This window comes from Microbacterium salsuginis, assembly GCF_012524205.1.
Lineage (GTDB): Bacteria > Actinomycetota > Actinomycetes > Actinomycetales > Microbacteriaceae > Microbacterium > Microbacterium salsuginis.
The window spans coordinates 1,213,300-1,236,275 of record NZ_JABACI010000001.1; the positions used below are offsets into that span (position 1 = coordinate 1,213,300).

A 22,976-nucleotide genomic window follows, 5' to 3' on the forward strand; every position below is an offset into this window, starting at 1 on the left:
GACCGCGTCTCAAGCCGAATGGTGCCGCCCTGCCAGTCGAGAGTGCGACGGTTCGCCAGGAAGCGGTTGAGCATCTCACAGTGCATGCCCGCGCCCTCAGCATCGGTGAACAGCATGAAGGCCTTCCGACCCGGAGGCGCCTACGCGTGGGCGAGCTGGTGACGGATCGATTCGGCGAAAGGACTCCAGAGGAACCACGTGGGAAAAGCCTTCACAAGCCGGGGCGGCCCTGAGATCTCGATCGCTCCGGAATCGACGGCGTGCATCCAGTGGGTGTACCCGTTGAAGACCTCCGCCAGCGCCGGAGTCGTCGACGACACGATGACGTCGATGTCGAAGCCGGGGTGCGTGGTGCATACCGATGGCGGCCGCGTGTTCCAGCACCAGCCAGATCGTCTGCTTCTTCGGCGCGGTGTGCCGGAATTCGATCACCGTCCGATGCGGCGGAAAGCGATCGGGTTGGGTACGTCGGTGCATCCACCATGTGAGCGTGATCGGGTCGATCTCATGGATGTGGATATCGTCGAGGAACCACGTCACTGCCCACTTGCCGAGTGACTCGATGATGGGCGCGAGGTCACGGCCGGCCGGGGTGAGGTGGTACTCCGAACCCTTCCCGCTGGCGGACGGCCAGGTCTCGACGACGCCCTTGCGCTCGAGGTGCCGGAGGCGGGAGACGAGCAGCGATCTCGAGACCCCGGGCATCCCCCGAGCGATGTCGTTGAAGCGCACGTTGCCGAGGATCATCTCCCGGAGGATGAGCGGGGTCCAGCGGTCGGCGACCACCTCCGAGGCGATCGCGACAGGGCAGTAGCGCCCGTAGTCAGGCATGTGCTGATCGTCTCACCGCAGCACGGCGGTGCCTAGTACGGAATCTGTACTGGATCGGTGCCGAACGTGGACTAGCTGCCGGTGCCACACGCGGCGGACCTTGGACGTACACCGAGGAGGAGCCATGAGCACAGAGACCCCGACCACACTGCTCGAGATGATCGAGTGCCCGGTCATCACGCCGACAGACCCCGGATACGACGAGGCCCGACGCGTCTACAACGGAATGATCGACATGCGACCCGCGGCGATCGTCCGATGCCAGACGGTGGGCGATGTCATCGCCACCGTCAACGCCGCCCGCGAATCCGGTCTCGAGCTCGCGATACGCGGCGGAGCGCACAGCGTGCCCGGATTCGGGACGACCGACGGCGGCATCGTGTGCGACCTCTCCGCGATGACCGCGGTCGACGTCGACCCACAAGCCATGACCGCTCGAGTCGGGGGCGGTGCGACTCTGCACGACCTGGATGCCGCAACCTACGCGCACGGGCTGGCCACAGTGGGGGGCATCATCTCGAGTACGGGTGTCGGCGGCCTGACGCTCGGCGGCGGCATCGGGCACCTGTCACGGCGGTTCGGACTGGCGTGCGACAACCTCATCGCCGCGGAGGTCGTCACGGCCGGCGGGGAAGTGGTGCGAGCTGAGGAGTCCGAGAATCCCGACCTGTTCTGGGCACTGCGCGGCGGGAGCGGCAACTTCGGCGTGGTCACAGCGTTCGAATTCAGTCTGCATGAGGTGAAGGACGTCTATGGCGGACCGATCTTCTACCCGGTGGAGCATGCCGGAGAGGTGCTTCGGTTCTATCGCGAGTTCATCGCGACGGCTCCCGAAGATCTGGGCGCGTTCTTCGCCTTCCAAATCGCTCCACCACTGGAGTTCATTCCGGCCGAGCACCACGGCGAGACCATGTGCCTCATCGTCACCTGCTGGTCCGGCGACCCCGACAAGGGACCCGAGGCGATCGCACCACTCCTCGACGCCGCACCAGTCGTCGCGCAGCACATCGGCGTCATGCCGTATCCAACCTTGAACAGCGCATTCGATGCACTGCTTCCGGCCGGGCTCCAGCACTACTGGAAGGCGGCGTTCGTCACCGAGCTGAAAGACGCGGCGATCGTCGCGCACCTCAAGTGGGGACCGAAGCTGCCCTGCGTCGAGTCGACGATGCATCTCTATCCGATCGATGGGGCGAGCCATCGCGTGCCGGCCGACACCACGGCATGGGGCCACCGCAACGCGTCCTTCGCCTGCGTGATCGCCGGCATGTGGCCGGACCCTGCCGACAACGACACCAACATCGCGTGGGTGCACGACTACTACGAGGCCATCGCTCCCCTGTCGGAGCCGGGCGGATACATCAATTTCCTCTCCGCAGACGACGGGACCCGAGCGCGCGACAACTACGGGGCCAACTACGAGCGCCTGCGAGCCGTCAAGCGAGCCTACGACCCGACGAACGTCTTCCACCGCAACCAGAACATCCAGCCCTGAGCGACTCAGAACGCGCCGGCGATCCTCACTCCCGCGGAGCGCGGAACACCATCGCGGTCGTCACCGCGAGCACCACGACCCCGATGGACTCGACGATCACGGTCTCGGGCACCAGCGTGAAGTTCCAGTCCTGGTGGATGCCGAACAGGCCGACGGTCAGCGCGAGCACGAGCGCCCCCAGCGTGGCGATGAGGAACAGCAGGCTCAGCACGGCCGCGGCCTGCAGCATCCGTCCCCGCAATGCCACGATCGCGATCGCCAGCACCAGCCCGGCGACCGCGTTCAGGATGAACATCACGCCGAGGATGCCGCCCACGCCGTTGAGGGCGAGGTACAGGTGGATGCCTCCCGTCGCCAGGAGCAGGACGGCGCTGAGTATGCGCAGGACCCACAGGACCCGCTGAGACGTTCTGGTCATCGGACCACTCCATTCCTTGTTCTGCGACCCGCCGCAACGCGGGCCGTCGTGCGCGGTCGGTGAGAGACGAGCCACAGCACGTCTCTGCCGAACGACTCCAGCAAGAGGGCGAGGGCGATCAGCACCACCGCCAGCGACGCCCACGTGGGCAGCAGTGCGCTGGCGGCCGCGGTCAGCGCGATGCCCGCGACTGCCGTGGTCACCTTGCGCCAGTAGCGCGGCGGCAGGGTCGCCCGCATCCACGGCAGGAACCATCCCGCGACCACGAACGCGTACCGCAGGAGTCCGATCGCGAGCACCCACCACCCCAGCAGCGGCACCACGTAGACGCCCAGCACGAGGAGCAGGAAGGCGTCGACCTCCATGTCGAACTGCGCCCCGAGTTCGCTCTCTGAGTGCGTGCGCCGTGCGAGCCAACCATCGACCCCATCGAGCACGAGCGCAATGCTCGAGAGTACGACCAGCAGCGGCACCCATACGGGCGAGTCGACGGATGTCGCAACGAGCGCGGTGACGAGACCGACCAGCGTCGAGCGGGTCGCGGTGGCCGCGTTCGCCCATCCGAAGACGGTCAGCCCGCTGCGGTGCAACCCCCTGGCGAGGAGTCCGTTCGACACGACAAGGTAGAGGAGTCCGGCGGCCCATCCGGCGGCGGACAGCGGCGAGAAGCGATCGATCGCCCAGAGGCCCAGCAAGCCGGCCACGATCGACGAGAGCGGAGCGAAATGAACTTTCGGCATGCTGACCTCCGTGCTTCCGTCATGGATACCACTGGGAACACGTTCCAGGAGCGGCTCCCGGTTCAATCGACCGAGGCTTTCCGCCGATGAGGGCCACGGCGTACTGGCTCGAGGCGCCCGCGCAGGCATCCCTCCGGGATGAGGCCGTGCCCGCTCCCGCGCCCGGCGAGGTGCTGGTCCGCACGCTCTACACCGGCATCAGCCGCGGCACCGAGTCCCTCGTCTACCGCGGCGAGGTGCCGGCCGGCGAGCGCGAGCGCATGAGGGCTCCGTTCCAGGCGGGCGACTTCCCGGGCCCGGTGAAGTACGGCTACTTGAACGTCGGCGTGGTCGAGCAGGGGCCGACCGAACTCGCGGGGCGTACCGTGTTCGCCCTGTATCCGCATCAGTCCGCCTTCGTGGTGCCCGCCGCCGCCGTCGCGGTCGTCCCCGACGACGTTCCGGCACGCCGGGCAGTGCTGGCGGGTGCCGTCGAGACGGCGGTGAACATCCTGTGGGATGCCGCGCCCCTGGTCGGCGACCGGGTCACGGTGGTCGGGGCCGGGATGATCGGCTGTGCCGTGGCACGGCTGGCACGGGGCATCCCGGGCGTGGAGGTGACGGTCGTCGATGTCGATGCCACGAAGCAGGAGGTGTGCGAACGACTCGGCGTCGGCTACGCCCGACCTGCCGACGCCCCGCGCGATCGGGACCTGGTCATCGACACCAGCGGGTCGGACGAGGGCCTGCAGCTGGCCATCGACACCGCCGCGACCGAGGGCGAGATCATCGAGGCGAGCTGGTTCGGCGACCGCACCGCGAGCGTGCGGCTGGGCGGCGCCTTCCATTCACGGCGTCTCACGATCCGCTCGAGCCAGGTGGGGATGGTCTCGCCGCGCCGGCGCGGCACCCGCACCTCGAGCGACCGCCTCGCGCTGGCGCTGCGGCTGCTCGCAGACCCCGCGTTCGACCACCTGCTCACCGGTGAGTCGTCGTGGCGCGATCTCCCCGACGTGATGGCCGCGATCGCGTCGGGGTCGCTGCCGGGCCTGTGCCACACGATCGACTGGAGGGACTCCGGATGACCTACTCGCTCACCGTCCGCGACCACATGATGATCGCCCACAGCTTCACGGGCGAGATGTTCGGCCCCGCCCAGCGGCTGCACGGCGCCACGTACGTCGTGGACGCCACCTTCCGCGCCGACGCGCTCGATGCCGACGGCGTCGTCGTCGACATCGGGCGCGCGTCGGACGCGCTGCGCAGCATCCTGTCGACTCTCTCGTATCGGAACCTCGACGACGCACCGGAGTTCGCCGGCGTCAACACCACGACCGAGCGCCTGTGCAGCTTCGTGGCGGAGCGCCTCGTCGACGCCGTGCGCGAGGACGCTCTCGGAGCCGGCAACCTCACGGGCATCGAGGTGACGCTGCACGAGTCGCACGTCGCGTGGGCATCGTTCGCGGTGACGTTGTGAACACGTCCGCGCGGGTCGTCTGGTTCGTCGTTCCCGACGGCTTCGACGACCCAGACCGAGTGAGCGGCGGCAACGTGTACGACCAGCGAGTGAGCGTCGAGCTGCGCGCGCTCGGCTGGGACGTGCGCATCGTGGAAGTCGCCGCCGAGAGCTCGGCCGCCCGCACGGACCCCTTCGAGCCCCTCCCCGACGGAAGCCTCATCGTGGTCGACGGCTTGATCGCGATCGGCCGGCCGTCCGCGATCGAAGCGGCCTGCGCCCGCCTTCGCGTCGTCGTGCTGGCGCACATGCTGGCCGAGTCGTTCCCCGACGCCGACCCGCAGGCGGTCGAGGGTGAGAAGCGGACGCTGCCGCGTGCGCACCGGGTCATCGCCGGCAGCGAGTGGCTTCGAGAGGAGCTCGCACGGCGTGGTCTCAGCACCCCGGATCGGCTCGTGGTCGCGACGCCCGGCTCGGACGAAGCGGCCATGGCGACGGGCACCGCCACCGGCGGATCGCTCCTGTGCGTCGGTGTGGTCGCCCCGCACAAGGGGCAGGACACACTCGTCGACGCCCTCGCCCGGCTGACCGACGTACCGAGCTGGACCTGCACGATCGCCGGATCCACCGCGCCCGAGCCGGACTTCGCGGCGCGGATCGCTGCCGAGGCCCAGGCGGCCGGGCTGTCGGAGCGGATCACGTGGGCGGGGGTCCTCACCGCGGGCGTACTCGATGAGGCCTACGCGCAGGCGGATCTCGTCGTCGCCCCCTCTCGCACCGAGACGTACGGCATCGCGATCGGCGACGCGCTGGCGCGCGGCATCCCGGTCATCGCGAGCAGCATCGGCGGCATCCCCGAAGCGGCCCAGCCGCCCGGCGCGGCGGTGCTCGTGTCGCCGGGCGACCCGGCCGCGCTCGGCGATGCGCTGCGGCGCTGGCTGGAGGACCCCCGGCTGCGCGCGAGCATGTCGGCCGCGGCCCGGCACGCCGCCCCGGCCCGCAGGCGATGGAGCGACACCGCACGCACGATCCACGCCACGCTCGAGGCGCTGTCATGAGCGTGGTCATCCCGGTGTCGGCGGACTGGTTGACACTGCGAGAAGACGCGGACGCCGGCTCGCGTTCACGGGCCCTCGCCGTGAAGGCGGGACGGATGCTGCGGCCCCCGGTCGTCGTGCACGACCTCGGCACCGGCACGGGCTCGATGGTGCGTTGGAGCGCTCCGCTGCTTCCCGGACCGCAGACGTGGGTGCTGCACGACTGGAACGACGCACTCCTCCAGCACGCGGCGGCCGCCGCCGCGCACGATCGGGACGGCCGGGCCGTCGCGGTGCGCACGCGAGCCGGCGAGCTCGGCCTGCTGCAGGGCGCGGATCTGGCGGGCGCGTCTCTCGTCACGGCATCCGCGCTGCTCGACGTGCTCTCGGCCGACGAGGTCGGCGCGGTCGTCGCCGCCTGCATCGCGGCGGGTGCCCCCGCGCTGTTCGCACTGTCGGTGACCGGCCGGGTGACGCTCGACCCGATCGACCCCGGCGACGGCGTCTTCGAGGCAGCCTTCAACGATCATCAACGGCGGCTGGTCGAAGACCGGCACCTGCTGGGACCGGATGCTGCGACCGTCGTCGCCGACCTCTTCCGGGCTGCCGGCTGGTCAGTGCGGGTCGCGGACTCGCCCTGGCGTCTCGAGCCCGGTGATGCGGCCCTGATCACCGAGTGGCTGGACGGCTGGCTCGCCGCCGCGGTCGCGCAGCGGCCGGCGCTTCGCGAATGGGCCGCGGAGTACGCCCGCATGCGCATGGCGCAACTCGCAGCGGATCGCCTGCGGGTCGTCGTGCATCATGTCGACCTCTTGGCGTGGCCGTCATGAGCGCCGCGATCCCCCACAGCGGGCGCGCAGTCCGGCCCGCGGCGCGCTGGCAGCCCTGGGCACGTGCGGCAGCAGGACTCGCCATCCTCGCGGCGATCCTGGCGGTCACGGGTGCCGAGCCCTTCCTCCGTGGCATCGCGTCGGTGTCGGCTCCGGCGATCGCGGCGGCCGCACTGCTGGCCGCAGCCGCGACGGCGGCCGCCGCCTGGCGATGGCGCGTTCTGGCCGGGCGTCTCGGGCTCCGGCTGGGCTGGGGTCAATCCGTCGCCGCCTACTACCGCTCGCAGTTCCTCAACACGGTGCTCCCCGGCGGTGTCGTCGGCGACGTCGAGCGCGCGATCACGCACGGGCGCCGCCTCGACCGGGTCGCGCAGGCCACGCGTGCCGTTGTCGCCGAGCGCACGGCAGGGCAGGTGGTGCAGCTCGCACTGGCCATCGTGGTGGTGGCGGCGATCGGGTTCGCGGCCTACGCTCCGGCCATGGCGGTGCTGCTCGGGTCGCTGGGAGTCGTCGTCGCGCTGGCGGCGATCGGGATGCTGAGCGGCCGGGTTCGCCGGGCGGTCGTTCGCGAGCTCGGCATCCTGCGAGAGGCGTTCCGGACCGTGGGGACGGTGCTCGCGGTGGTCGCGGCATCCGTCATCGTCGTCACCGCGCACGTCCTGACGTTCGTCGTCGCGTGCGCCGCGACGGGAGTCGTCGCTTCGCCCGAGCAGATGACGCTCGCGGCGATCGCCGCGGTGCTGGCCTCGTCCCTCCCGCTCGGGATCGGGGGCTGGGGTCCTCGTGAGGGGGCCGCCGCATGGGCGTTCAGCGCGGTCGGGCTCGGCGCGACCGCGGGGATCACGGCCGCCACCGCGTACGGCGTCCTGGTGATGATCGCGTTGGCGCCGGGCGCTCTCATCGTCGCCGCCTCGCTGCTGCGTCGACGCCACGTGCCGACGGATGCCGGAAGGCGGGCGACGACATGACGCTTCCCTACGTGACGCTGAGCTGCGCCATATCGCTCGACGGGTATCTCAGCGGCGAGGCGCCGCAGCGGCTCATCATGTCGAACGCCGAGGACTTCGACCGCGTCGATCAGCTGCGAGCCGACAGCGACGCGATCATGGTCGGCGCCTCGACGGTGCGCCGAGACGACCCGCGCCTGCTCGTGCGCAGCGAGGAACGGCGGCAGAAGCGCATCGCTCAAGGACGCACCGCGTCTCCGGTGAAGGTGACGGTCACGGGCAGCGGCGACCTGCCGATGGGCTCGTGCTTCTTCACCACCGGTGACGTGGAGAAGATCGTCTATTGCCCGCGGGCGGCCGCCGCCGGGCTCGGCGCGCGCATCGGCGACCACGCCACGGTCATGGCCCTCGGCGACCGCGTGACCATGCGAGACATCGCGGAGGACCTCGCCGCGCGCGGAGTCCGCCGGCTCATGGTCGAGGGCGGCGGCCGGATGCACACGCAGTTTCTGCGTGAAGACATCGCCGACGAGCTGCAGCTGGTGATCGCGCCGTTCTTCGTCGGAGAACCTCGCGCGCCGCGGTTCGTGGGCGAGGGTTCGTTCCCCTGGACCGCGGCGCGGCGCGCCCGGCTCGCCGAGACCCGGCAGATCGGCGATGTGGTGCTGCTGCGGTACGCCCTCTCGGATCGGGCGGCATCGGGCCAGCCGTCGACCGAGATCGCGGTCGGGGCCGCTGCCGCGAGCCGGCGGGGCATGGACGATGGCCCGACGCCGTGAGGCCGCGTTCCCCGTGCGCGGCGGGCTGCGCGGTGGAGCGCCGCTGACCCTGATCGCGTGCACGGTCCTGCTGCTCGCGCCCCTCGTTCCAGGGGTGCTGAGCACGGGCAGCCCCGCTGCTCTGGTGGGTCTGCCCGGAGAATCGGTCGTCGCTCTCGTCGTACTCCTCACCGTCGCGGGAAGCGTGATGCAGCGGCTCACGGCAGGCATGTTCGCCGCGGTCGTGGTCGCCGGCATCCTCCTCGCCGCTCTCGATCTGGCGTTCCGCGCCACCATCGACCGCCCGTTCAACCTCGCGGAGGACGGCGGCGCGATCGGCGACGCCTTCGGCGTCGTCCAGGACGCCGTCGGTCCCGTCGGCGCGGCCGTCGTCGTCGTTCTCATCGCCGCCGCGGTCGTGGGACTGGGCGTCGTCGTGGCCCTGTCAGCACTGCGGGTCGGTCGCGCCGTCCGAGGGGAGGGTCCGCGCGGGCGTGCCGCGATCGCGGCGCTCGCGGCGACCTGGGTCGTCTTCTCGCTCGCGGGCTCGCATGTCGTGGCGGGCACGCCGGTCGCGGCATTCCGCGCCGGTGACGTCGTGGTGGCGGCATCGGAGCGCGCCGCCGTCAGCGTGCGGGAGCAGCAGGCGTTCGAACGGGCGCTCGCCACGGATCCGCTGGCATCCGAGCCGCCGGCGCAGCCGATGGCCGGGCTCGCCGGCAAGGACGTCGTCATCGCATTCATCGAGAGCTACGGCCGCGTTGCCGTTGAGCCCTCGCCGTTCACCGAAGACATCGCGCGCACGCTCGACGAGGGCGCCGGCACTCTGCAGCGCGAGGGCTACGCGGCGCGGAGCGCGTTCCTCACGTCGCCGACTCTCGGCGGCGTGAGCTGGCTTGCCCATGCGACGCTGCAGAGCGGCCTGCGCGTGGACTCGCCTCGCACCTACGACCGGCTGCTCGAGCACGGCCGCTCGACGATCACCGGCCTCTTCGACGCTGCGGGCTGGCGCACGATGGCGGTCGTGCCGTCCAACAAGCGGGAGTGGCCGGAGGGCGAGGCGTTCTACGGCTTCGACACCGTGCTCGACTCCCGGAACATGGGGTACCGCGGGCCGGCGTTCGGCTATGCGCGCATGCCCGACCAGTACACCTGGAAGGTGTTCCACGATCTGTCCGATCTCGACGGGGCCCAGCCGGTCATGGCCGAGATCGACTTCGTCTCGTCGCACACGCCCTGGACGCCGCTCCCGCGCATGGTGCCGTGGGACGACCTCGGCGACGGTTCGGTCTTCGCGGACCAGGTCGCAGAGGGCGAGTCGCCGGTCACGGCATGGACCGACCCCGAGCACGCCCGCGAGCTCTACGGCGAGTCCGTGGCGTACTCGCTCGAGGCCCTGTTCTCGTACCTCGAGACCTTCGAGCAGCAGGACCTCGTGCTGATCGTGGTCGGCGACCACCAGCCGGCCCGCATCGTGAGCGGCCGGGACGCGGGATACGACGTGCCGATCACGATCATCGCGAAGGACGACGCGGTGTTCGAGGCGGTCCAGTCCTGGGAATGGGAGGCGGGCCTGCGTCCGTCGGCGGATGCTCCGGTCTGGGGCATGGAGGACTTCCGCGACCGCTTCGTCGAGGCCTTCAGCCGGTGACCGGGTATGGCGACCGGTGGGATTCCGTCTAGCCGTACGCGCACAAAGTGAATATCCTTTCGTAAGCGAATCCTCATCCGGAATCGCCTCGATCGGAGTCACCGTGTCACTGACCCGCTACACCCGCCCCGTCGACGGTCAGGTGCGCCTGCTCACCAAGGTCGCGCGCATGTACCACGAACGCGGTGTGAGGCAGGCTGACATCGCGTCCGCGCTCAATATCTCACAGGCGAAGGTCTCGCGTCTGCTCAAACGTGCAGAGACCCTCGGCATCGTGCGCACGATCGTCACCGTCGCACCCGGCGTCTACGCCGAGCTCGAAGAACAGCTCGAGGAGCGCTACGGCCTCGCGGAGGCCGTCGTCGTCGACGTCGATCCCGACGCCGACGAGCGCGAGCTGCTGGCGTCGGTCGGGGCGGGCGCGGCGGCGTATCTCGAGGCGACGCTCTCGGGCTCCGAGCGCATCGGCGTCTCGTCGTGGAGCCAGACGATCCTCGCCATGGTCGATCGCATGCGCCCCTTCACCGTGCGCGCAGCCACCGAAGTCGTGCAGCTGCTGGGCGGGGTCGGAGCGCCGGAGGCGCAGAGCCACTCCAACCGCATCCTGGGCGAACTCGCGCGCATGCTCGGCGCCGAGCCCGTCTACGTCCAAGCCCCGGGCGTCGTGGCCGACCCCGCGATCCGCGACAGCCTGCTGCGCGATCCCTCGATGCAGGACGTCGCGCAGCACTGGAACGACCTCACGATGGCGATCATGGGCATCGGCAGCATCGAGCCGTCGGACGTGCTCGCCACCAGCGGCAACGCGTTCGCCACCGAAGAGCGCGAGGGCCTCCTCGCGCAGGGCGCCGTGGGTGACATCTGCCACCGCATCTTCCGCGCCGACGGCACGCTCGTGCGCGGCGAGCTCGACGACCGCATCATCGCCATCCCCGTCGAGAACCTGATGCGCATCCCCCGCCGTGTCGGCGTCGCCGGCGGCCAGCGCAAGCTCGAGGCGATCCACGGCGCGCTCGCCGGCGGGTGGGTCACGACGCTCGTGACCGACCTGCGGTCCGCCGAGGAGCTCGCCGGCCGCTGACCGACGCGTGTCGTCTCGGGCGCCAGAGCGCCCTTCGCTCAACGACCGAGACCCCACTCGGTCGTTGAGCGAGCGAGGAACGAGCGAGACGAAACGCCCCGAACGTTCCGGCGACCTCGAGGCGTTTCGTCTCGGTTCGCTCGCTCAACGAGCGAGTGTCGCGACGGCCTCGCTCAGGCGACGGATGCCCGGCTCGAGGCTCGTCAGGACGGGCACGTCGACCGACGCGGCCTCGGCCGCACTCGCCATCGAGGCCTGCGCGAGAACCACGACATCGGCATCCTTCGCGACGCGCTCGATCGCGGCCGCGACGAGCCGGTCGTGCGTCGGGCGGTCGCCTGCGGAGACGGCCTCGAACGCTCCCTCGATCACCTCGCTCACGAACTCAGGCGAACGTCCAGCGAGCTCGGCGCGTTCGCGCAGCAGGCCGAGGGTCGGTGTGAGGGTCGTCGGCAGGGTTGCCAGCACCGCCACCCGGTCGCCGGTGCGGACCGCAGCATCCGCCATCGCCTCATCGATGCGCAGCACGGGGATGCCGACGGACTCGGCCGTGGGCGCGGCCAGGTGCGAGATCGACGAGCACGTGAGCATGACGACATCCGCCCCCGCGCTCTTCGCGGCCTTCACAAGATCGGTGAGCCGTTCAGGGACGGATGCTGCGCGGCGCGGGTCGCCCAGATCGGCCACGATCTTGTCGTCGAGGTAGTTCACGGTGGTCGCGCCCGCCAGGTGCTCGCGCGCGAGTTCGGCGACGGGCGGGATCACGACGGCGCCGGTGTGGACGAAGGCGATACGGGGTGCGTCGGCGGACATGCCACCAGCCTTTCAGCTCTCTCAGCCCTTGAGGGCGCCGCCGGCCATGCCGGCCATGATCTTCTTGTTCAGGACGAGGAAGACGATCAGCAGCACCACGATGTTGATGCTCACCGCCGCGAACAGCGGTCCGTACTGCGTCGAGCCGTACTCATCGCTGAGGCTCAGCAGCCCCACCTGGATGGTCGCGAGCTCGGGACGAGTGGTGAACGTCAGCGCGATGAGCAGGTCGTTCCACACACTGAAGAACTGCACGAGGCCGACGGTGAGGATGGCGTTCTTCATCATCGGCACGCCGATCACGAAGAAGGAGCGCAGCGGTCCCGAGCCGTCGACCGTCGCCGCCTCGAAGATCTCTCTCGGCACCGATCGGAAGTACGTCGCCATGAGGAACGTCGTCAGCGGAAGGCCCATCACGGTGTACGTGATGATCAGCGGCAGCAGCGAGTCGGTGATGCCCATGCGGAAGTACACGATGAACAGCGGCACCAGGATCATCTGCCCCGGCACCATGATGCCCGCGAGGATGTAGAGGAGGGTGCCGTTGCGGCCCTTCCAGATCATGACCTCGAGCGCGTACCCTGCGGCGACGCCGATGAAGACGATCAGCAGCACCGACGGGATCGTCACGATGATGCTGTTGAGGTAGTTCTGGCCGACGTTGCCGTTGGTCAGCGCCGAGATGTAGTTGTCGAACTGCCATGTCTCGGGCAGCGACAGCGCCGGGTTCGACAGGAACTCGGCCTGCGTCTTGAACGAGCCGAGCACCATCCACACCTGCGGGTACAGCACGACCACCATGAGCACCGCGACCAGGAGCCAGACCGGGATCCGCCGCACCAGCCGCAGCGCCTTGCGGTGTCCCGGGCTGCGTGCGGGCTTGCGCCGGGTCGGCACGGCGACCGTGGCCGGGGCATCTGTCGTCATCGTCGTCGTCATGTCAGACCTCCGCCTTCCGTCGCGAGGATCGGAAGATCGCCAGCGTGAACACCAGGCACAGCAGCGTCAGCACGAGTGCGATGGTCGAGCCGTAGCCGTACTCGGCGTATTCGAACGCCGTGCGGTACATGTACAGGGTGAGCGGCGCCGTGGAGGTACCCGGTCCGCCGCCGTTCAGGGCGAGCAGGCTGTCGAACACCTTGAGAGTGGCATTGAGGCTGAAGATGATCGACGACAGCAGGATCGGCAGCGACAGCGGCAGCACGATGTGCCGCACCAGCTTCAGTCCGTTCGCGCCGTCGAGGCGGGCCGACTCGATGATCTCTTCGGGGATGTCGAGCAGCCCCGCGTACAGCAGGATCGCGTAGAACCCCATCGACCCCCACAGGGTCATGACGATCGCAGTCGACATGGTGCCGACCGTCGAGGCGAGCACCTCGACGCTCTCGCCGCCGAAGAAGTTGATGATGTCGTTGACGGGACCCTGGTTGTCGCCCACCGCGACGAAGCTCTTGAACAGCAATGCGACGGCGACGGTCGGCAGGATCGCCGGGAAGAACACGATCGTGCGGATGAACGACGATCCCTTGCGCAGGACGAAGACGTAGAGCAGCGCCAGCCCGTATCCCAGGGCGACCTGGCCGATCGTCGCGACGATCGCGAAGAAGACGCTGACCCACATCGACTGCAGCGCCGCCCCGTCGGTGAAGAACGTGGCGAAGTTCTCGAGCCCGACCCAGTCGAAACCACGGAGGGTGTTGCCCTCGAAGAACGACAGGCCGAACGACCAGAGGACCGGAACGACCTTGAGGAGCGTGTAGAGCAGGAGGGCGGGTGCCAGCAGGATGATGATCGTCTTGCGATCGCCGAAGATCGAGTTCATCAGGCGGGGGCTTTCTTTCGAAGGACCGGCCTCCCGAGCCTAGGCCCGGGAGGCCGGTGGTTCAGATCCGGATCAGCCGTTGGCTTCGATGCTCGCCTGCAGCTCGGCCATGTAGTCCTCGGGGCTCATCTGACCGGTCGTGAGAAGCGTCACGTTGGTCGAGGCGAGCGAGTTGCTCTTCGGGTCGAAGAGGGCCTCGAACCACAGCGTCGTCTCTTCGATGCCGGCGATGCGCTCCTGGATCTCCGCGGTGTTCTCAGAGATGTCGGTGACCTCGCCGTTGACGGCGAAGCCGGAGATGACGCCGGCGTCCTGGAGCGCCTGCTGACCGTAGTTCTCGGCGATGCAGCTGATCCAGTCGGTGACCTTCGGGCCGAACTCCTTGGCGTTGACGATCATCGGCGCGCCCGCGTTGGCCGGGTACTGGTCGATCGAGCCCTCGCCGCCGTCCACCGCGGGGAAGGGCATGAAGCCCACGTTCTCGCCGCCGATCTGGTTGCGCCCCGGGTCGTTGATGGCGCTGAGCAGCCACGTGCCGTCGTAGGTCATCGCCGCCTCACCGGTGAGGAACATGTTCGACGAGGTGTCGCCGTCGCGCGTCGAGAAGCCCTCGCCGAAATAGCCCGCCTCGGCGTAGTCGGCCAGCGCCTGCGCGCCGGCGACGTACTCGGGGTCGGTGAGCTTCGCATCGCCGTCGCGGATGGCAGCCATCGCGTCAGGGCCGATGTTGCGGAAGATGTACATGCCCATGATGCGAGTCAGAGGCCATCCGTTGGCACCGGCCTCGGTCATCGGCACGACGCCGGCATCCTGCAGCGCGCCGGACGCCTCGACGAGGTCGTCCCAGGTCTGCGGCTCTTCGATGCCGTTGTCGGCGAAGATCTGCTTGTTGTAGAAGATGCCCTCGATGTTGTACTGGTACGGCATCGAGACGAAGCCGCCGTAGACCTGCTCGACGGTGGATGCCGCGGCCGGAAGAACGTTGTCCCACGCGTCGGCGCCCTCGAGAGCGGTCTTCAGGTCACCCACCAGCCCGGCAGCGCCCAGGTCGCCGTCGGGACGGATCAGCGCAGTGCCGGCGATGGTGTGGGTCGGGAGCGCATCCTGGCTGGCCAGCAGCGTGACCTTCTGGACGGTGTCTGCCTGTGCGACCTTCTGGTGCTCGAGCGGGAGCGCCTCGTTCTCGGCCTTGCAGGCCCCCGCGGCGAGCGCGTCGAGCTGCTCTTCGAGAACCGGGTTCTCGTTGGCGGTCATGACGGTGAAGGCTTCGGGATCGGAGCCGCCGGAGCCACCCTCGCCTCCAGAGCCGGTGCCGCCGGAGCCGCCGGCGCACGCCGCAAGGGGCATGACGGCGGCCAGAGCGATGCCGACTGCGGCGAGGGTGCGGCGGCGGTTGCTGCTGCGGGTGTTCATAGCGTCCTCCTTGACGACGGCCATGCGGGTGAAAGGTACGAGCACGACAGTAGGCACCATTGCAGGGTGTGTCAACACTCAGTGTTGAAATTCTATTCACTTCATGCTCAAATCGTGACTACAGTGACCTGACGCCACTTGGAAGGAATCCCCTCATGACCGCCACGACAGCGCTGCGGGCCCACGCCCGTCTGCGACCCCTCGGCGCCGACAGCGCGCGGTGGACCAGCGGCTTCTGGGGCGAGGTGCACGATCGCACCCGGGACGTCACGATTCCCCAGATCTGGTCCTCGCTCAGCGACCCCGCCGTCAGCCCGGGACTGGCCAACTTCCGCATCGCCGCGGGACTCGAGCAGGGCAGCCACGAGGGACCGCCCTTCATGGACGGCGACTTCTACAAGTGGCTCGAGGCCGCGATCGCGCGACTCGAGACCGACCCGGACCCCGAACTCGGGGCGCGCATCGAGCAGATCGCCTCGCTCATCGCCTCGGTGCAGCGCGACGACGGCTACCTTCACACCCCGACGATCATCTCGGCCCGCAACCAGGCCCTTCGGCAGGCCGAGGAACCGGCGGTGGCGCTCGCCGACCGCTTCCACTTCGAGACGTACAACCTCGGTCACCTCATCACCGCCGGCGTCCGCCACTACGAGGTGACCGGCTCGACCACCCTGCTCGACGCGGCGCGCAAGGCGGCATCGTTCCTCGAAGACCTCGCCACGAACAAGCCCGTCGAGCTCGCTCGCAGCGCGATCTGCCCGTCGCACTACATGGCCGTGATCGAGCTGTACCGCGCGACCGGCGAAGAGCGCTACCTGCGCCTGGCCGAGGCCTTCGTGCGCGTTCGCGACGACTTCCAGGGCGGCGACGACAACCAGGATCGCCTGCCGGTGCGCGAGCAGACGGTGGTGGCCGGGCACGCCGTGCGCGCGAACTACCTCTACGCGGGACTTGCCGATCTCGTCGTCGAGAACGGCGACTCCGAGCTGGTCGGGGTGCTGGAGCGGCTGTGGCATGACGTGATCGACACGAAGCTCTACATCACGGGCGGCTGCGGCGCCCTCTACGACGGCGCCTCGCCCGACGGCTCGCCGTGGCAGGACCAGATCAGCCGCGTGCATCAGGCCTACGGCCGCGCCTACCAGTTGCCGCAGACCACCGCCCACAACGAATCGTGCGCCAACATCGGCATGATCTTCTGGAGCGAGCGGATGCTGTCGCTCACCGGCGACGCGAAGTACGCCGACGTCATCGAGCAGATCTCCTTCAACAGCCTGCTCTCGAGCATCAGCCTCGCGGGATCGGAGTACTTCTACACCAACCCGCTCCGCCAGGTGCGAGACCTGCCCTACCCGCTGCGCCGCCCGGGCGACACGGCGATCCACCCGACGCCCGAACCGCCGCCCTCGGACGAGCGCCTGCGCGAGTCGTACCTCAGCTGCTTCTGCTGCCCGCCGAACATCGCGCGCACGCTGGCACGGTTCCACGAGCGCGCCGCGTCGCTCGGCGATGACGGGCTGTACCTCCACCTCTATGGCGGGGGCCGCGTCGATGTCGCCACCGAGGACGGTCGCGCCCTCGCGCTCCGTGAGGACGGCGACTACCCCTGGGCCGAGACGATCACCTGGACCGTCGAAGGTGCAGCTGGCGGCATCCCGCTCCACCTCCGCATCCCCGGCTGGTCCTCCGGCGCGACGCTGACCGTGAACGGCGACCCGGTGGAGGTCACCGCGCCGGGGACCTACACACGGATCGATCGCGAGTGGCGCGAGGGCGATGTCATCCAGCTCACGCTCCCCCTGCCGGTCCGGGTCCTGCGTGCCCACCGCCTCGCGGAGGAGGCCACCAATCAGGTCGCCGTGCGCCGCGGGCCTGTGGTGTACTGCCTCGAGAGCGCCGATCTTCCCGACGGCGTCGTGCTCGAGCAGGCGGCGCTGCGCCGCGGCGCGACCTTCACTCCGATCGAGACCGAGATCGCGGGGCACCGGGTCATCGCGCTCGAGACCGAGATCGCCGTGCTGCCCGGCGCCGACGACGATGCGCTCTACGATGACCTCGCCGAGACCGAGCTCGGCACGGCGACCGTCCGCCTCGTCCCCTACTACGCATGGGGCAACCGGGGTGCGGGCGAGATGTCGGTCTGGCTCCCGCTGGTGTGGCGATGAGCGGGGCCGGACCGAACGGTCAGCGGCTGACGGGCCAGCACGTCTTCGCGACCTACGTCATCGAGACCTCGCTGCCGCTGCGGCATGCCGCCGAGGTACTCGCCGGCGAGCAGTCCACCGGCACGTTCGTTCGCGTCGAGCGCGAGTCCGACGACCTGCGGGCCCGTTTCGCCGCCCAGGTGGAGTCCATCGAAGAAGTCCCGCTGACGGGGTCGTCGCCGCTGCCCGGAGCCGTGGGCGACCCGTCGCAGCGCCGCCGTGCCGTGGTCCGCTTGCGGTTCCCGCTCGACAACTTCGGGCCGTCGCTGCCCAATCTGCTGGCCGCCGTCGCCGGCAACCTCTTCGAGATCAAAGAGCTCTCGGCGATCAAGCTCGTCGACATCGATCTGCCCCCGGCATTCGCGGAGCGCTACGCCGGGCCGGCCTTCGGTGTCGACGGGACCCGCCGCCTGCTGGGCCGGCCCGACGGCGCCATGATCGGCACGATCGTCAAGCCCAGCATCGGCCTCGCCCCCGATGACCTCGCCGAGGTGGTGGGCGAGCTCGCCGAAGCCGGCATCGACTTCATCAAGGACGACGAGCTGCAGGGCAACGGCCCGAGCGCTCCCCTGGCCGAGCGCGTGAGAGCGGTGATGCCGGTGCTCGAGCGCTATGCCGACCGCACCGGGCGCAAGCCGATGTACGCCTTCAACATCACGGACGACATCGGCCGCCTCGAGGCCAATCACGATCTCGTCGTCGAGGCGGGTGGCACGTGCGTCATGGCATGCATCAACCTGGTCGGGATCTCGGGGCTCGAGTTCCTTCGCAGCCACGCGGCCGTGCCGATCCACGGGCATCGCGCGATGTTCGGCGCGTTCGGTCGGTCGGACCAGGTCGGGATAGGGTTCCGTGCGTGGCAGAAGCTGGCCCGTCTCGCGGGCGCCGACCACCTGCACACCAACGGCATCAGCAACAAGTTCTACGAGACGGACGACCAGGTGCTCGACTCCATCGCCGCGGTCCGCGAGCCCCTGCTGGGGCTCACACCGACGGTGCCCGTGCTGTCGTCCGGTCAGTGGGGCGGCCTCGCGCACGCGACGTACTCCGCGGTGGGGACGACCGACCTGCTCGTGCTCGCCGGTGGCGGCATCCACGGTCATCCCGACGGCGCGGCAGCCGGGGTCGCGAGCATGCGCGATGCGTGGGCCTCGGCGGCCCAGGGCGAGAGTGTCGACGTCGCCGTGGAGCGCTCGGCGGCTCTGCGCCGCGCAACCGAGCTGTTCGGACCCGTCCGTGTCTGAACCCGCCCGTCGCTCCGGCGAGATCGTCGCGTTCTACGGCGACGACTTCACCGGCAGCGTCGACGCGCTGCTGCAGTTCGCGCGGCGCGGGTGGACGGGGCGGCTGTTCACGACGATCCCGGATGCCGCGGCTCTGCGCCGCGCCGCGTCAGAGGTCGATGTGGTGGGTGTGGCGGGCATCTCGCGCTCGCTGGATCCGGACGCCATGGAGGCCGAGCTGCGCCCCGTGCTCGAGGCGTTTCACGCCCTCGCGCCCCGGATCGTCCAGTACAAGGCGTGCTCGACGGCCGACTCCGCCCCGACCGTCGGCAGCCTCGGCCGGGTCATCGAGCTCGGGCGTGAAGTGTTCGGCGAGCGCCCCATCCCGATGCTCTTCGCCCAGCCGGACTTCGGGCGGTACACGCTGTTCGGGCAGCACTTCGCGGCGGAGCGCGGCGTCGTGTATCGCCTCGATCGGCAGCCGACGATGTCGACGCATCCCTCGACGCCGATGACCGAGGCCGACCTCGCCGTCCACCTCGGCCGCCAGACCTCGCTTGCCCTCGGCTCGGTGCCGCTCGTGGCCTACGACGACTTGGCGAGCCGTCTGCGCGGGGCGCCCGAGGCGGCGCTCGTCCTCGATGCGCTCACCGACGAGCACCTCGTGACCGTGGGAGCGGCGCTGCAGGCACTGCCCTCGCCGATCTTCGCCATCGGCTCGGGCGGACTGTCGCACGGGATCGCGGCGGCGGCGCCCGGTGCGGCGGCCGCGTTGCCGACGTCGACACCCGCGTCCGGCCCGGTCCTCGTGGTGTCGGGCAGCCGTTCCGCGCAGACCAGACGACAAGCGGATGCCGCGGCCGCCGCCGGCTGGCAGGTCCGGCCACTCCCACTCGGGGCGGCGAACCTGGGTCCGACGATCGACGAGGTCGTCGCGGCGTTGAGGTCGGGGCGTGGAGTGGTGCTGACCTCGGACGACGCAGACACGACCTCGGCCACGGCGGGACCGGTGCTCGAGGCGATCGCGGAGGCCGCGGCATCCGTCGTCTCCACCGCCGTCCGCAACGGCGCGACCCGGCGGGTCATCGTCTGCGGAGGCGACACGTCCAGCCGCGTCACGCGACTGCTCGGCGTGGACTCGCTCTCGATCGCGGCGAATCCGTGGGGCAATGTCGTGCTGCTGCGCGCCCACGCTTCCGACCCTGCCCTGGACGGGCTGGAGCTGTTGCTGAAGGGCGGCCAGGTGGGCGCCGACACGCTCTTCACCGACGTGGCGGCGCTCGGCACCTGAGGGCGACCGGTCGAGCAGGCTGTATGGTTTCTTCGCCATGACTCGCGTCTCTCTCGTGCCCGCTTCCTATGTCTTCCTGCTGCGCTCGGGCGCGGTGCTCCTGCAGCTGCGGCACAACACCGGTTACATGGACGGCTACTGGACCGCCGGCGCCGCCGGTCACATCGAGCTCGGCGAGACGGCCGTGGACGCCGCGATCCGTGAGGCGCGATAGGAGCTGGGCGTCCTCGTCGAGCCCGCCGGCGTGAAGGCTTCCACGGTCATGCAGCGCACCGACGGCACCGCGGAACCGCGCGAGCAGCGGGTCGACTGGTTCTTCACGTGCGATTCGTGGACGGGCGAGCCCCAGATCCTCGAACCGCACAAGTGCGCCGAACTCGCATGGTTCGACCTCGACGCGCTGCCCGAGCGGGTGCCCGACTACGAGAAGCTCGCCCTCCAGGCGATCCGTGACGGACGGGCGTCGAGTCTGTTGTCGTTCGGTTTCTGACCCGGTTGCCCACCTTGTTCGTTGAGAAATACGAATGTCGGGGGCCGGTGTCATGATGAAGTATGACATTCTTCTCCGAGCTGCAAGCGGCGCTCGACGCGCTGCGCGCAGTGGTCGGGGACGATGTCGAGGCCGTCGACATCCCCGTCGTCGCGCAGCGTATAGCCGATGAGGATGTGCTGGCGCTCATCGAGCACGCCAGCGCGCTCGTGCGTGGCGGAGAATGCGTGCGGATCGCCGCATCCGGTGCAGTGGCCTCTCGTTCCACCCGTGACGCCGGCCACGGCGGCTTGGCTCAGAAGCGCGGGCACCGCTCGACCGTGTCGCTGATCCAGGACCTCACCGGCTCGACCCGCGCAGACGCGGCCAAGCAAGTGCGCCTGGGCGAAGCCCTCGCGGCGGGGCTCGTGCCCGTCGAAGCAGGCGACTTCGCCGACGATCACGCGAAGATCGCGGGGGAGGCGCCCGTCGACGACGAGACGGATGCCGGAGCGCCTACGAGCGCGCAGACCGCAGCCGCCCGGCGACCCTGGCATGCGGTGCTCGGTGACGCGCTGATGACCGGGACGCTCACGTCGGCGCAGCACGACGCGATCTACCGCGGACTGGGCGAGCCGCCCGTCGACGACGGGCCGGCAACCGACGATCCGACCGCCGACGGCGCGCCCGACGCTGGGTCCGCAGGCCGGGCGATCGAGGGGTGGACGGCATGGGCGACGGCCGCCGTTCAGCTCATCGACGAGGCCTCGCAGCGCACCGTCGAAGAGCTGGCGTCGGCGGCGCGCACGATTCGCGATCTGCTCGACCCGGCGGGTGCCGAGCTCCGGTTCGAGCAGCGCTTCGAAGCACGTGCGTTCCGCCGGTGGACCGATCGCGACGGCATCCGTCACGGCAGCTTCACGTTCGAAGACGAGGGCGGTGCGTGGATCGAGGCCATCATCGACACCGCCCTGCGTCCTCGCCGTGGCGGCCCGCGATTCGTCGACCCCGACGAGAAGGCCCGCGCTGAAGAGCTCGCCACCGACCCGCGAACCAACGATCAGCTCGCCTACGACCTGATGCTCGACGTGCTCCGCGCCGGAGCGCTCGCCGACGCCGAGACCGTCTTCGGCACGCGGAAGGCGGGGATCCGCATCGTCGCGACGGCCGGTGTGCTCGCCGACGCGACCGGGGGCCGCCCGGCCGTTGCACTGCTCGAAGACAGCGACACGACGCTTCCCGGCTGGCTCGTCGCGCGGCAGGCCTGTGACACCGGCACGATGACATGCACGCTCGACGAGCGGGGCAACCCCCTCGACCTCGGCCGCGAGGCCCGCCTGTTCACGGCGAAACAGCGCGTTGCTCTCGCAATCCGCGACGGTGGGTGCCGGTGGAGGGACTGCGATCGACCTGCCTCGTACTGCGAAGCGCATCACATTGACCCGTACAGCGAAGGCGGCCGTACCGATATCGACCGCGGGATCCTGCTGTGTCGCTGGCACCACATGCAGCTCCATCACGGCGCGTGGCGCATCACCCGTGACGGAAAGAACGACTTCTTGCTTCGTCCGCCGAACGGCGGCGAACCCGTTGCGCTACCCGCCCGCCTCGCGCGCCGCTATGCCTGGGGCGACCTGCAGCCGCCTCCTCGAAGATTCCGCCCGGCCGCCTAGCGCCCGGGTCGTCGCAGAACTGTCCTCCCCCTCGTGGCCGACCGCACGGACAAGCCGGTACCGCAGGTCGATCCGGTCGCGGGGAGGGAAGCCTGGCTGCACTCGGAGCCCCGGCGAGCGCGTCCCTTCCATTCCACGAGGCGCGCAACGGTGGTGCGAGTCTCCGTCAGACGCCCCAGGCACCACGGGGCGTGTGTCGACGCGTGGTCGCGGCGCCACGACGAGACACTACGGTTACCGTGTGGCCACCGCTGATCAGCTCCCCGATCGCCCCGCCCCCGCCGATCCGTCGGGCAAGCTGGTGCTCCTGCGCCACGGCGAGACGGAATGGTCGAGAGAAGGCCGGCACACCGGTCTCACCGACATTCCGCTCACCGCTCGTGGCGAGGACCTCGCCCGCAATGCCGGCCGGCTCGTCGCGGGCTACGACTTCTCGCTCGTGCTGGCCTCGCCGCTGCGCCGTGCACTGCGAACCGCGGAGCTGGCCGGCCTGCGCGCCGAGGTCGATCCGCTCCTGGTCGAGTGGGACTACGGCGGCTACGAAGGGCGCACGACCCGCGAGATCCGTCACGACCTCGGCTACAACTGGAGCGCCTTCACCCACGGTGTGGTGCGCGGGAGCACGCCGGGCGAGACGGTGGAAGAAGTCGCCGCACGAGCCTCGCGCGTGCTCACACGCGTGCTGCCCGCAATGGAGCACGGGGATGTCGCGCTCGTCGCGCACGGGCACCTTCTGCGCATCCTGACCGCCGTGTTCCTGCGGTTGGCGCCGCGATTCGGCGGGCAGCTCACGCTGGACGCCGCCCGGGAGCGCGAACAGCAGGCCGAGCCGCGGAACCCAGATG

General features: G+C 69.9%; 22 protein-coding genes and 1 pseudogene. 16 read left to right on the top strand and 7 right to left on the bottom strand.

Going from position 1 to position 22,976, the window contains the following annotated elements; translation table 11 throughout:
* Positions 1-96 precede the first annotated feature (96 nt).
* Positions 97-831 carry a winged helix-turn-helix transcriptional regulator gene (locus tag HF576_RS05810; RefSeq protein WP_205834735.1) on the bottom strand — a complete coding sequence of 245 codons (735 nt, stop codon included), beginning with the start codon at positions 829-831 and terminating at the stop codon, positions 97-99.
* A 124-nt stretch (positions 832-955) separates the two neighbouring features.
* On the opposite strand from HF576_RS05810, the gene HF576_RS05815 reads away from it, so the two are divergent.
* Positions 956-2,326, top strand: coding sequence for an FAD-binding oxidoreductase (locus HF576_RS05815; protein WP_168911773.1), 1,371 nt, complete (start codon positions 956-958; stop codon positions 2,324-2,326).
* Between the two features lie 25 nt (positions 2,327-2,351).
* Here HF576_RS05815 and HF576_RS05820 read toward each other — a convergent pair whose 3' ends face one another.
* Positions 2,352-2,744, bottom strand: coding sequence for a hypothetical protein (locus HF576_RS05820; RefSeq protein ID WP_168911774.1), 393 nt, complete (start codon positions 2,742-2,744; stop codon positions 2,352-2,354).
* Entirely contained in the window at positions 2,741-3,484 is a 744-nt protein-coding gene (locus HF576_RS05825) for a CDP-alcohol phosphatidyltransferase family protein (protein WP_168911775.1), read from the bottom strand. The genes HF576_RS05820 and HF576_RS05825 overlap by 4 nt, the downstream gene beginning before the upstream one ends.
* An 86-nt stretch (positions 3,485-3,570) precedes the next feature.
* Here HF576_RS05825 and HF576_RS05830 point away from each other — a divergent pair, with 86 nt between their 5' ends.
* The 8 genes from HF576_RS05830 (at position 3,571) to HF576_RS05865 (ending at position 11,223) form a co-directional block, all read left to right on the top strand.
* A complete protein-coding gene (locus HF576_RS05830; RefSeq protein WP_168911776.1) occupies positions 3,571-4,548 on the top strand; it encodes a zinc-dependent alcohol dehydrogenase in 978 nt (325 codons plus the stop codon).
* Entirely contained in the window at positions 4,545-4,940 is a 396-nt protein-coding gene (locus tag HF576_RS05835) for a 6-pyruvoyl trahydropterin synthase family protein (RefSeq protein WP_168911777.1), read from the top strand. Before HF576_RS05830 ends, HF576_RS05835 begins: the two co-directional genes overlap by 4 nt.
* Positions 4,937-5,977, top strand: coding sequence for a glycosyltransferase (locus tag HF576_RS20715; protein WP_168911778.1), 1,041 nt, complete (start codon positions 4,937-4,939; stop codon positions 5,975-5,977). The genes HF576_RS05835 and HF576_RS20715 overlap by 4 nt, the downstream gene beginning before the upstream one ends.
* A complete protein-coding gene (locus HF576_RS05845) occupies positions 5,974-6,786 on the top strand; it encodes an SAM-dependent methyltransferase (protein WP_168911779.1) in 813 nt (270 codons plus the stop codon). Before HF576_RS20715 ends, HF576_RS05845 begins: the two co-directional genes overlap by 4 nt.
* The gene (locus tag HF576_RS05850; RefSeq protein WP_168911780.1) at positions 6,783-7,754 is read left to right on the top strand and encodes a lysylphosphatidylglycerol synthase transmembrane domain-containing protein; all 972 of its coding nucleotides are present in this window, start codon (positions 6,783-6,785) and stop codon (positions 7,752-7,754) included. The genes HF576_RS05845 and HF576_RS05850 overlap by 4 nt, the downstream gene beginning before the upstream one ends.
* Positions 7,751-8,512, top strand: a complete 762-nt coding sequence (locus HF576_RS05855; RefSeq protein ID WP_168911781.1) for a RibD family protein — start codon at positions 7,751-7,753, stop codon at positions 8,510-8,512. Before HF576_RS05850 ends, HF576_RS05855 begins: the two co-directional genes overlap by 4 nt.
* Entirely contained in the window at positions 8,496-10,142 is a 1,647-nt protein-coding gene (locus tag HF576_RS05860) for an alkaline phosphatase family protein (protein ID WP_168911782.1), read from the top strand. The genes HF576_RS05855 and HF576_RS05860 overlap by 17 nt, the downstream gene beginning before the upstream one ends.
* Positions 10,143-10,245: 103 nt before the next feature.
* Entirely contained in the window at positions 10,246-11,223 is a 978-nt protein-coding gene (locus HF576_RS05865) for a sugar-binding domain-containing protein (protein WP_168911783.1), read from the top strand.
* A gap of 144 nt (positions 11,224-11,367) precedes the next feature.
* Here HF576_RS05865 and HF576_RS05870 read toward each other — a convergent pair whose 3' ends face one another.
* The 4 genes from HF576_RS05870 to HF576_RS05885 form a co-directional block, all read right to left on the bottom strand.
* Positions 11,368-12,036, bottom strand: a complete 669-nt coding sequence (locus tag HF576_RS05870; protein ID WP_168911784.1) for an aspartate/glutamate racemase family protein — start codon at positions 12,034-12,036, stop codon at positions 11,368-11,370.
* Between the two features lie 21 nt (positions 12,037-12,057).
* Positions 12,058-12,975: a carbohydrate ABC transporter permease gene (locus tag HF576_RS05875; RefSeq protein ID WP_168911785.1), complete on the bottom strand. Its 918-nt coding sequence runs from the start codon at positions 12,973-12,975 to the stop codon at positions 12,058-12,060.
* 1 nt (position 12,976) lies between these two features.
* A complete protein-coding gene (locus tag HF576_RS05880; protein WP_168911786.1) occupies positions 12,977-13,858 on the bottom strand; it encodes a carbohydrate ABC transporter permease in 882 nt (293 codons plus the stop codon).
* A 72-nt stretch (positions 13,859-13,930) separates the two neighbouring features.
* Positions 13,931-15,271, bottom strand: a complete 1,341-nt coding sequence (locus tag HF576_RS05885) for an ABC transporter substrate-binding protein (protein ID WP_168911787.1) — start codon at positions 15,269-15,271, stop codon at positions 13,931-13,933.
* 155 nt (positions 15,272-15,426) lie between these two features.
* Between HF576_RS05885 and HF576_RS05890 the strand changes: the two genes are divergently transcribed.
* From HF576_RS05890 to HF576_RS20290, 7 genes and pseudogenes are all read left to right on the top strand, one after another.
* Positions 15,427-17,436 carry a glycoside hydrolase family 127 protein gene (locus HF576_RS05890; protein WP_168911788.1) on the top strand — a complete coding sequence of 670 codons (2,010 nt, stop codon included), beginning with the start codon at positions 15,427-15,429 and terminating at the stop codon, positions 17,434-17,436.
* Positions 17,433-18,719, top strand: a complete 1,287-nt coding sequence (locus HF576_RS05895; protein WP_205834736.1) for a RuBisCO large subunit C-terminal-like domain-containing protein — start codon at positions 17,433-17,435, stop codon at positions 18,717-18,719. Before HF576_RS05890 ends, HF576_RS05895 begins: the two co-directional genes overlap by 4 nt.
* Positions 18,712-19,989: a four-carbon acid sugar kinase family protein gene (locus tag HF576_RS05900; protein ID WP_168911789.1), complete on the top strand. Its 1,278-nt coding sequence runs from the start codon at positions 18,712-18,714 to the stop codon at positions 19,987-19,989. Before HF576_RS05895 ends, HF576_RS05900 begins: the two co-directional genes overlap by 8 nt.
* Positions 19,990-20,026: 37 nt before the next feature.
* On the top strand, positions 20,027-20,203 hold the full coding sequence (locus HF576_RS20280; RefSeq protein ID WP_240948643.1) for an NUDIX domain-containing protein: 177 nt from the start codon (positions 20,027-20,029) through the stop codon (positions 20,201-20,203).
* A 48-nt stretch (positions 20,204-20,251) separates the two neighbouring features.
* A complete protein-coding gene (locus HF576_RS20285) occupies positions 20,252-20,479 on the top strand; it encodes an NUDIX hydrolase (RefSeq protein ID WP_240948644.1) in 228 nt (75 codons plus the stop codon).
* 62 nt (positions 20,480-20,541) lie between these two features.
* On the top strand, positions 20,542-22,131 hold the full coding sequence (locus HF576_RS05910) for an HNH endonuclease signature motif containing protein (protein ID WP_168911790.1): 1,590 nt from the start codon (positions 20,542-20,544) through the stop codon (positions 22,129-22,131).
* Positions 22,079-22,876, top strand: a pseudogene (locus tag HF576_RS20290) (histidine phosphatase family protein); the annotation flags it as partial. The gene HF576_RS05910 and the pseudogene HF576_RS20290, both read left to right, overlap by 53 nt.
* Positions 22,877-22,976: the final 100 nt, after the last annotated feature.